Below are 9,995 nucleotides of genomic sequence, written 5' to 3' on the forward strand. Positions count from 1 at the left end.
CGGAGCTTCGCTTCTCTTCGCTCCACCGCCATTATTTTGTTAGTACAAAATATTATTAATTTGTCTTCACTGGTGTGAGATTTTTTTGGTAATAGTATTGAAGTGTATCCGGATAAAGTTCAGTTGGGTATTCTCCGGTAAAGCAGGCCAGGCATTGGCCACAATTCTTCCCTTCGTGCTTCCGGCCAATTGCTTCAAGCATTCCTTCGATGCTCAAGAATGTAAGTGAATCAGCCCCTATGATTTTCCTTATCTCCTCAGGTGAATTCGAGTGGGCAATCAATTCCTCTTTTGCCGATGTATCAATCCCATAAAAGCATGGGTGTGTTATAGGTGGAGAGCTTATCACTACATGTACCTCACGGGCCCCGGCCTCCTTCAGCATTGAAACAATCCTCTTGCTCGTTGTCCCCCTGACGATGGAATCATCAACCATAATGACACGTTTTCCCTCAACTACGCCTCTAACTGGTGCAAGCTTCATTTTAACGCCCTGCTCACGGAGGGATTGAGATGGTTGGATGAACGTACGCCCTACATAGCGATTTTTAATCAATCCCATCTCATAAGGGATGCCCGAGGCCTCGGCGTAGCCAATTGCTGCAGAGATACTGGAATCAGGCACCCCTGTTACGACATCACCCTCTATTTTTGCTTCAAGGGCCAGTCTTTTTCCTAGGCTTTTCCTTGCAGAATGGACATTGATCCCATTTATGTTACTATCGGGACGTGAAAAATAAATATATTCCATCGAGCAGATTGCCTCTTCCCGGCTTTCTGCAAAGAATTCAGTATGGAGTCCATCCTTGTTTATAACCAATAATTCTCCTGGCAGAATGTCACGGATAAAATCTGCACCTACAGCGTCAAAAGCACATGTTTCTGATGCAATCACATATGCGTCGCCCAATTTTGCCAGAGAAAGAGGCCTTAGCCCCTGTGGGTCAAGAGCGACCATCAATTCAGTTTCAGTAAGAATGCCATATGCAAATGCACCTTCAATTTGTTTAAGGGCATTTTTTGCACGATCTTTAAGAAGCCATTCGCTGTTTCTTCGAATTAAATGGGCAAGTACTTCTGTATCGGAACTAGTTTGGAAGATGCTTCCCTGTTGCTCAAGAATCGATTTAATTAGCTTTGCATTTACTAGATTGCCGTTGTGAGCGAGTGCCATGCTGCCTGTGTGTGAATGGAAGAGAAGGGGCTGGACATTTTCATATCCACCCCCGCCTGCTGTGGCATAACGGACATGGCCAATTGCTGCATGGCCTTTCAATCCTGCTATTGCCTGCTCAGTGAAAATCTCGGAAACTAATCCTTCCCCTTTAAGGCCAGTAAGCTTTTCGCCGTCTGACAGTATGATTCCGGTTCCTTCCTGGCCCCGATGCTGGAGGCTATGAAGTCCATAATACGTCAGCCTGGCAGCATCCTCATGTCCCCAAACTGCAAAGATACCGCATTCCTCGTTCAATCCCTTTAATTCAGCAAGCATGGGATAGCTCCTCTCCAGGCTGTTTCACATTTATTAATTGATTCACTAATGACTTTAACCCCATTCACTTCTATGTTCAAAATTGGTTCAGAGGTAACGGAACCAATAAGCATGGCACCGGTTAAGTCTTCAAATTCTCTTTGATGTTCTTTTTTAACTGTTAGTAAGAACCGTGATTGTGACTCGCTGAATAGTGCTGATACCGGGTTTCCGTTAAGCTGTACATCAGCTCCAAGGCCATCTGATCCAATTGCGCACTCAGCGAGGGCAACCGCAAGGCCCCCTTCAGATAAGTCATGTGCAGAAGCAACAATGCCAGAGCGGATTGCATCTAATACAGCCTTCTGATAGGCAGCTTCTACTTCCAAATCAAGTTCCGGGCATTTACCAAAAAGTTCGCCATACATAAGCTTCTGGAGTTCGGAACCTCCGAATTCATCTTTCGTTTCACCTAGTAAATAAATTAGGTCGCCTGCCTGCTTGAACTGCTGTGTTGTAATATGGCTAATATCTGTAACAAGCCCGATCATGCCAATAACTGGAGTTGGATAAATGGCATTACCGTTCGTTTCATTGTAGAGTGATACATTTCCTCCAATAACAGGTGCATTTAGAGTACGGCATGCCGCACTAATGCCGTCAGCTGCCTTTTCCATCTGCCAGAAAATTTCTGGTTTTTCCGGGCTGCCAAAGTTCAGGTTGTCTGTAATAGCCAGCGGCTCGGCACCTGAACAAACAACGTTACGAGCAGCTTCCGATACAGCTATTTTACCGCCTGTTTCAGGGTCCAGGTAAAGGTAGCGTGAATTACAGTCCGTCGTCATGGCGAGAGCCTTTTTAGTCCCTTTGATTCTGATAACTGCAGCATCGGAGCCTGGTGCCACAACTGTATTTGTACGTACCATATAGTCATATTGATTGTAGACCCATTCTTTTGAGGCTATGGTAGGCTGTTTTAACAACCTAAGAAGAGTTTCCCCGTAGTTATCAACTTCCGGTACGCTGCTGGCCATTGCCTGGAATTCACGAAAATAAGCTGGTTCAGTTGATGGCTTATGGTAAACCGGTGCTTCAAGTGCAAGTGCATCAACAGGTACATTAGCAGCTACTTCGCCCTGATGCATTAAGCGAAGCTTCTTGTCATCTGTAACAACCCCAATGGCAACAGCTTCTAGTTCATATTTTGAAAAAAGGTCAACTATTTCCTGTTCGCGCCCTTTTTTAACAACAATCAGCATCCGTTCTTGGGATTCCGACAGCATCATTTCATAAGCAGTCATCCCTGATTCCCTTTGTGGAACAAGATCCAGGTTCATCTCTATACCGAATCCTGCCTTGCTCGCCATTTCGGCACTTGAGCTTGTCAGTCCTGCAGCGCCCATATCCTGAATTCCAACAAGAGCATCAGATTGTATAAGTTCGAGGCATGCCTCGAGCAAAAGCTTTTCCATAAATGGATCGCCAACCTGGACCGCAGGGCGTTTCTCATCCGATTGGTCTGTTAGCTCTTCAGAAGCAAACGTTGCTCCATGGATGCCATCGCGTCCTGTTTTGGCACCTACATACATCACTGTATTGCCAACTCCGCTTGCCAACCCCTTTTTAATATCCTTATGGTCAATCAAACCTACACACATTGCATTGACAAGCGGATTGCCCTCATAGGAGGCATCAAACTGAATTTCTCCCCCAACTGTCGGGATGCCAATGCAGTTTCCATATCCAGCTATTCCGGCAACAACTTCCTTGAATAAGTAGCGGACCCGAGCTGATGAATCAAGTTCACCAAATCTAAGTGAATTCAATAGCGCAACCGGTCTTGCTCCCATAGAAAAAATATCACGGATAATCCCGCCAACCCCGGTCGCAGCTCCTTGATACGGTTCAATTGCAGAGGGATGGTTGTGGCTCTCAATTTTAAATACAACAGCCTGGCTATCGCCAATATCGACGACTCCAGCTCCCTCACCTGGGCCTTGCAGTACACGTTCCCCTTTTGTTGGAAACTTTTTTAAAATCGGCTTCGAATTTTTATACGAGCAATGTTCTGACCACATCACTGAAAACAATCCAGTTTCAGTATAGTTGGGAAGGCGCCCAAGAATTTCTTCCACCTTTATGAACTCCTCATCAGATAGGCCCATTTGCTGATACAATCTTTCTTCCCGAATTTGTTCCGGCGATGGCTCAAGCGTTAACAACATATGATTCCCTCCATTGCTTCACAATTGATTGGAACAGGAGAAGGCCGTCAACACTCCCGAGCAGTTCATCGGCTGCCCTCTCAGGATGCGGCATCATTCCCAGGACATTTCCCTGCTTATTGATGATTCCTGCAATATTATCCAGGCTCCCATTAATATCTTCTGTATATGTAAACACAATTTGATTATTTGCCTTAAGCGTTGCGAGAGTCTTTTCATCGCAAAAATAGTTTCCCTCTCCATGTGCAACAGGGATGGACAGTGTCTGACCTAATGTATATTCACTCGTGAACATTGTTTGGTTGTTCTCAACTTTTATCTTTGCTGGAGAGCAAAGGAACTTCAAGCTTTTGTTTCTTCTGAGGGCTCCTGGCAACAAACCTGCCTCAAGGAGTATTTGAAATCCATTGCAAACACCAAGAACCGGTTTCCCTGCTTCTGCTGCTTTAATAATTTCAGCCATAATTGCACTGAACCGGGCAATCGCTCCGCAACGAAGATAGTCGCCGTATGAAAATCCCCCTGGGAGAAGAATCCCATCATAGCCATCAAGACTTGTCTCTGTATGCCATACGAATTCCGCTTCCGCACCGAGTTCATCTCTTATCGCATGGTACATGTCGGAATCACAGTTCGATCCAGGAAAAACAATTACCGCAAATTTCATTGGACCATAGCCTCCTCGAATTCGTAACGGTAATCCTCGATAACCGGATTTGAAAGTAGCTTTTCACATGCTTCCCGAACTACAGTTTCAACATCCCTGCCTCCTGTTTCAATAAAAAGCTCCATATACTTCCCAATCCGCACGTCAGTGACCTCTTCATATCCAAGTGAGTGCAGAGCATTTGAAACCGCCTTTCCCTGAGGATCCAAAACACTTTCCTTCAACGTGACATAAACCTTTACTTTGACCATGATAAGCCTCCCAATCTATTAAGTATTTTTTCATAGGCTTCCGTAAGGCTGCCAAGATCCCTCCGAAAAACGTCTTTATCCAGTTTTTCGTTTGTTTTGCTATCCCACAAACGGCATGTATCAGGTGAGATTTCATCAGCAAGGACAATTTTTCCCGACGCATCTTTTCCGAATTCAAGCTTAAAGTCAATAAGGTTAATCGCTATCTCCTTAAAGAAAGTGGATAAAACATTGTTAATTTCAAGGGCCTTTTCTTTTAAAATTGTAATCTCGCCCTGAGTTGCTAAATTCAGTTCAACAATGTGATCTTCCGTAATGAGTGGATCGCCAAGATTGTCATCTTTAAGATAAAATTCAACAATCGGTTTTTTAAGTGGCTTTCCCTCTTCCATGCCGAGCCGTTTTGCCATACTTCCTGCTGCTAAATTTCGGACAACAACTTCCAGTGGAATAATCGTTACTCTTTTAACAAGCTGGCTATTCGCGGACACCTTTTCCACAAAATGCGACTCAATACCTTGCTCTTTTAGCATTATAAATATATTTGAACTGATTTCATTATTAAGCCGGCCCTTACCAGAGATTTCTGCCTTTTTCTCCCCATTAAAAGCAGTAGCAGAATCCTTGTATTCCACTAGCACAATTTGTTCATCAGCTGTTCTGTATATCCTTTTTGCTTTTCCTTCATACAATAGTTCTCCCATATATACGGGCTCCTCTCACTTGGCGGATACGGCTGTTTCTTTTACATGCCAAATTCCTGTTTTTTCAATCTCATCCAATGCTTCATCAACCGTGTTTCGGAGCAATGTTGCATGCCCCATCTTCCTGCCCTTCTTCGCTTCGGTCTTCCCATACAAATGTACATTCCAATCCTTCAGTTCAGATAACTTTTCCAAAAGCTTCCCCTGGTGCTCACCAAGGATATTTACCATAACTGCAGGTTTCAAGAGATCTGTCCTGCTTAACGGCAAGTTGCATATAGCCCTGATATGTTGAGTAAACTGGGACGTTTCACACGCCTCTATGGTGAAATGGCCAGAATTATGAGGCCTTGGGGCAATTTCATTAATTTTGATGGAATCATCATCCATCAAGAACATCTCAACTGCCAAAGTGCCAACCATTTTAAGTGATTCAGCCAGCTTCATTGCAATGGCAGTTGCAGTTCTCTCTGCCTTTTTACTTAACCTGGCAGGGACAATTGTTTCATGAAGTATATTGTTATGGTGAATGTTCTCAGCAATAGGAAATACCGCCGTTTCCCCGCTTGTATTCCGTGCCACAATAACAGAAATCTCTTTCTTAAATGAAAGCCACTGCTCTACGACGCAAGGGCCATGATGAAGAAGTTCTGCTGCAGCGTTAAGGCTTCCTTCAGCTCTTATTACATACTGCCCTTTTCCGTCATATCCGCCCCTTGCTGTTTTGGCGACACATGGATATCCAAGTTGTGTTGCTGCCTCAGCAAGTTCTTCTTTTGTTGTAATTGCCTTATATGGTGCAACAGGAAGCTCAGCCTCTGTTATCGCCTGTTTTTCAGCTATTCTATCTTTGGCTATCTGGAGCACTTTCGTACCTTGTGGAACCCAGGAAAGCTTTGCTGCGGCTTCCAATGCATTTTCATCTATATTTTCAAACTCGTACGTAATTACATTGCTTATTCCTGCAAGTTGTTCCATTGCTTCAAGACTGCTATATGGCCCCACAACTTTATGATCTGCCACCTGGCCACATGGTGAATCCGGGTTTGGATCTAGTACTGCAATCCGATAGCCCATTGCCTTTGCTGTTAATGCCATCATCCTGCCAAGCTGGCCGCCGCCGATTATACCTATAGTATCCCCAGGCAAAATAGACTCCCTAAACAAGCTGGCCACTGCTTTCGAGGGCAGCATCCTGAGCTGCTCTCCTCATTTCTTCAATTCTTTCAGCCAGAACTTCATCATTTATAGCAAGCATCTGTGCGGCAAGAATGCCTGCATTTTTTGCTCCACTTTCTCCTATGGCAACTGTTGCTACAGGAACACCAGCTGGCATCTGAACAATCGATAGCAAGGAATCGAGCCCATTTAAGGCCTTCGACTTTACTGGAACCCCAATAACTGGAACTATGGTCTTAGCGGCAACCATCCCGGGTAAGTGCGCTGCTCCACCGGCACCGGCAATGATAACTTCAATTCCCCGGCTCTTTGCCTTTTCTGCGAATTGAAACATATAGTCAGGCGTCCTATGCGCGGAAATAACCGTTTTATCGTGGGGCACCCCGAGACTTTCTAGTATGGAGCATGTATGTTTCATTGTTTCCCAGTCTGATTTGCTTCCCATTATGACGGCAACTTTTGTATTCATACGAATCCCATCCTTTTCAAAAAATAAAAAACCCTGGACAGACTGTTCCCTTTTAAAAGAGAAAGCAGTCCGGCCAGGGCCAGAAAGGCAAATACAAATAGAAGCTGAAGTAAAAAGACTCCACCACTTCAAATATAATGCCGCTTTCCCTCATAGTCCGGCCATTTACGGTAGCCAGGTAGAAACTTATGGGCCATATCCCCATGATTATACGAGGTGCAATTACATTTATATTCTTGATGGTAACATCATAACAGCTTCAACTAGAAGCCGTCAACCAAAAACAGCGAACGTTAAAGATAAACAATTATTAAATTGTTCGCCTTTGGGCCTGTCAGATATTGAAAATTCATGTTATTTAATTGCAATAATTGTTGTATGGCATAAGCGCCTCGAGACAGGCAAAGAACAGCCCGTCTCTGCGACGATTATTCTTGGAAGCTTTCCTAGACACTGGAGCTAGATACAAAAAAGGGATAAACATATAAATTCTAAGAATACGAAAAAGGACAACCCGTAATGGGTTGCCCTTTTGTTGTTGCCCGGCAGCGTCCTACTCTCACAGGGGCTTACGCCCCAACTACCATCGGCGCTGAGAAGCTTAACTTCCGTGTTCGGGATGGGAACGGGTGTGGCCTTCTCGCCATAACTGCCAGACTATATGAGGGTTGTTCCCTCAAAACTGGGTAATCGTAAAGGAAGAAATAGAAGAACATCAAGCAATCAAATATGGTTAAGTCCTCGATCTATTAGTATCAGTCAGCTCCACACGTCACCGCGCTTCCACCTCTGACCTATCAACCTGATCATCTTTCAGGGATCTTACTTCTTGCGAATGGGAAATCTCATCTTGAGGGGGGCTTCATGCTTAGATGCTTTCAGCACTTATCCCGTCCGCACATAGCTACCCAGCGATGCCTTTGGCAAGACAACTGGTACACCAGCGGTGCGTCCATCCCGGTCCTCTCGTACTAAGGACAGCTCCTCTCAAATTTCCTGCGCCCACGACGGATAGGGACCGAACTGTCTCACGACGTTCTGAACCCAGCTCGCGTACCGCTTTAATGGGCGAACAGCCCAACCCTTGGGACCGACTACAGCCCCAGGATGCGATGAGCCGACATCGAGGTGCCAAACCTCCCCGTCGATGTGGACTCTTGGGGGAGATAAGCCTGTTATCCCCGGGGTAGCTTTTATCCGTTGAGCGATGGCCCTTCCATGCGGAACCACCGGATCACTAAGCCCGACTTTCGTCCCTGCTCGACTTGTAGGTCTCGCAGTCAAGCTCCCTTGTGCCTTTACACTCTGCGAATGATTTCCAACCATTCTGAGGGAACCTTTGGGCGCCTCCGTTACATTTTAGGAGGCGACCGCCCCAGTCAAACTGCCTGCCTGACACTGTCTCCCACCCCGATAAGGGGTGCGGGTTAGAATTTCAATACAGCCAGGGTAGTATCCCACCGACGCCTCCACCGAAGCTGGCGCTCCGGCTTCTCAGGCTCCTACCTATCCTGTACAAGCTGTACCAAAATTCAATATCAGGCTGCAGTAAAGCTCCACGGGGTCTTTCCGTCCTGTCGCGGGTAACCTGCATCTTCACAGGTACTATAATTTCACCGAGTCTCTCGTTGAGACAGTGCCCAGATCGTTACGCCTTTCGTGCGGGTCGGAACTTACCCGACAAGGAATTTCGCTACCTTAGGACCGTTATAGTTACGGCCGCCGTTTACTGGGGCTTCGATTCAGAGCTTCGCGTGAGCTAACCCCTCCTCTTAACCTTCCAGCACCGGGCAGGCGTCAGCCCCTATACTTCGCCTTGCGGCTTCGCAGAGACCTGTGTTTTTGCTAAACAGTCGCCTGGGCCTATTCACTGCGGCTCTTCAGGGCTATGAACCCTAAAGAGCACCCCTTCTCCCGAAGTTACGGGGTCATTTTGCCGAGTTCCTTAACGAGAGTTCTCTCGCTCACCTTAGGATTCTCTCCTCGCCTACCTGTGTCGGTTTGCGGTACGGGCACCTTTCATCTCGCTAGAGGCTTTTCTTGGCAGTGTGGAATCAGGAACTTCGGTACTAAATTTCCCTCGCTGTCACAGCTCAGCCTTCACGGGAAGTGGATTTGCCTGCTTCCCAGCCTAACTGCTTAGACGCACATGTCCAATAGTGCGCTTACCCTATCCTCCTGCGTCCCCCCATTGCTCAAACGATGAAGAGGTGGTACAGGAATATCAACCTGTTGTCCATCGCCTACGCCTTTCGGCCTCGGCTTAGGTCCCGACTAACCCTGAGCGGACGAGCCTTCCTCAGGAAACCTTAGGCATTCGGTGGATGGGATTCTCACCCATCTTTCGCTACTCATACCGGCATTCTCACTTCCAAGCGCTCCACAAGTCCTTCCGGTCTTGCTTCGACGCCCTTGGAACGCTCTCCTACCGCGGACACCATAAGGTGTCCACCCACAGCTTCGGTGATACGTTTAGCCCCGGTACATTTTCGGCGCAGAGTCACTCGACCAGTGAGCTATTACGCACTCTTTAAATGATGGCTGCTTCTAAGCCAACATCCTGGTTGTCTAAGCAACTCCACATCCTTTTCCACTTAACGTATACTTTGGGACCTTAGCTGGTGGTCTGGGCTGTTTCCCTTTTGACTACGGATCTTATCACTCGCAGTCTGACTCCCACGGATAAGTCTTTGGCATTCGGAGTTTGTCTGAATTCGGTAACCCGATGGGGGCCCCTAGTCCAAACAGTGCTCTACCTCCAAGACTCTTACAACGTGAGGCTAGCCCTAAAGCTATTTCGGAGAGAACCAGCTATCTCCAAGTTCGATTGGAATTTCTCCGCTACCCACACCTCATCCCCGCACTTTTCAACGTGCGTGGGTTCGGGCCTCCAGTAGGTGTTACCCTACCTTCACCCTGGACATGGGTAGATCACCTGGTTTCGGGTCTACGGCCACATACTCATTCGCCCTATTCAGACTCGCTTTCGCTGCGGCTCCGCTTTTTCAGCTTAACCTTGCATGGGACCG

At 46.6% G+C, this 9,995-nt stretch carries 7 protein-coding genes, 2 rRNA genes and 1 riboswitch (1 of these 10 running past the window's edge); all 9 genes read right to left on the bottom strand.

Features of this window, described 5'->3' with window-relative positions:
• Positions 1-55: 55 nt before the first annotated feature.
• On the bottom strand, positions 56-1,492 hold the full coding sequence (gene purF / locus AM500_RS00830; RefSeq protein WP_053597513.1) for an amidophosphoribosyltransferase: 1,437 nt from the start codon (positions 1,490-1,492) through the stop codon (positions 56-58).
• Positions 1,477-3,696, bottom strand: coding sequence for a phosphoribosylformylglycinamidine synthase subunit PurL (purL, locus tag AM500_RS00835; protein WP_053597514.1), 2,220 nt, complete (start codon positions 3,694-3,696; stop codon positions 1,477-1,479). Before purL ends, purF begins: the two co-directional genes overlap by 16 nt.
• On the bottom strand, positions 3,680-4,363 hold the full coding sequence (gene purQ / locus AM500_RS00840) for a phosphoribosylformylglycinamidine synthase subunit PurQ (protein ID WP_053597515.1): 684 nt from the start codon (positions 4,361-4,363) through the stop codon (positions 3,680-3,682). Before purQ ends, purL begins: the two co-directional genes overlap by 17 nt.
• Positions 4,360-4,614 (bottom strand): phosphoribosylformylglycinamidine synthase subunit PurS, encoded by a 255-nt coding sequence (gene purS / locus AM500_RS00845; protein WP_053597516.1) that lies wholly within the window; start codon positions 4,612-4,614, stop codon positions 4,360-4,362. Before purS ends, purQ begins: the two co-directional genes overlap by 4 nt.
• Positions 4,602-5,318 carry a phosphoribosylaminoimidazolesuccinocarboxamide synthase gene (gene purC, locus AM500_RS00850; RefSeq protein WP_053597517.1) on the bottom strand — a complete coding sequence of 239 codons (717 nt, stop codon included), beginning with the start codon at positions 5,316-5,318 and terminating at the stop codon, positions 4,602-4,604. The genes purS and purC overlap by 13 nt, the downstream gene beginning before the upstream one ends.
• 15 nt (positions 5,319-5,333) lie before the next feature.
• Positions 5,334-6,512 carry a 5-(carboxyamino)imidazole ribonucleotide synthase gene (purK, locus tag AM500_RS00855; RefSeq protein ID WP_053597518.1) on the bottom strand — a complete coding sequence of 393 codons (1,179 nt, stop codon included), beginning with the start codon at positions 6,510-6,512 and terminating at the stop codon, positions 5,334-5,336.
• Positions 6,478-6,966, bottom strand: coding sequence for a 5-(carboxyamino)imidazole ribonucleotide mutase (gene purE, locus AM500_RS00860; protein WP_053601581.1), 489 nt, complete (start codon positions 6,964-6,966; stop codon positions 6,478-6,480). Before purE ends, purK begins: the two co-directional genes overlap by 35 nt.
• 133 nt (positions 6,967-7,099) lie before the next feature.
• Positions 7,100-7,201: riboswitch (purine riboswitch) on the bottom strand.
• A 305-nt stretch (positions 7,202-7,506) separates the two neighbouring features.
• A 5S ribosomal RNA gene (gene rrf / locus AM500_RS00865) occupies positions 7,507-7,623 on the bottom strand.
• Between the two features lie 72 nt (positions 7,624-7,695).
• Positions 7,696-9,995 (bottom strand): 23S ribosomal RNA (locus tag AM500_RS00870) (it continues 634 nt past the right edge of the window).

The organism is Bacillus sp. FJAT-18017, from assembly GCF_001278805.1.
Lineage (GTDB): Bacteria > Bacillota > Bacilli > Bacillales > Cytobacillaceae > Bacillus_D.

Coding starts and splice junctions, on each gene's coding strand:
- purC (WP_053597517.1), bottom strand. CDS start 5,318: ATGGGAGAACTATTGTATGAAGGAAAAGCAAAAAGGATATACAGAACA.
- purF (WP_053597513.1), bottom strand. CDS start 1,492: ATGCTTGCTGAATTAAAGGGATTGAACGAGGAATGCGGTATCTTTGCA.
- purQ (WP_053597515.1), bottom strand. CDS start 4,363: ATGAAATTTGCGGTAATTGTTTTTCCTGGATCGAACTGTGATTCCGAC.
- purL (WP_053597514.1), bottom strand. CDS start 3,696: ATGTTGTTAACGCTTGAGCCATCGCCGGAACAAATTCGGGAAGAAAGA.
- purE (WP_053601581.1), bottom strand. CDS start 6,966: ATGAATACAAAAGTTGCCGTCATAATGGGAAGCAAATCAGACTGGGAA.
- purS (WP_053597516.1), bottom strand. CDS start 4,614: ATGGTCAAAGTAAAGGTTTATGTCACGTTGAAGGAAAGTGTTTTGGAT.
- purK (WP_053597518.1), bottom strand. CDS start 6,512: ATGCTGCCCTCGAAAGCAGTGGCCAGCTTGTTTAGGGAGTCTATTTTG.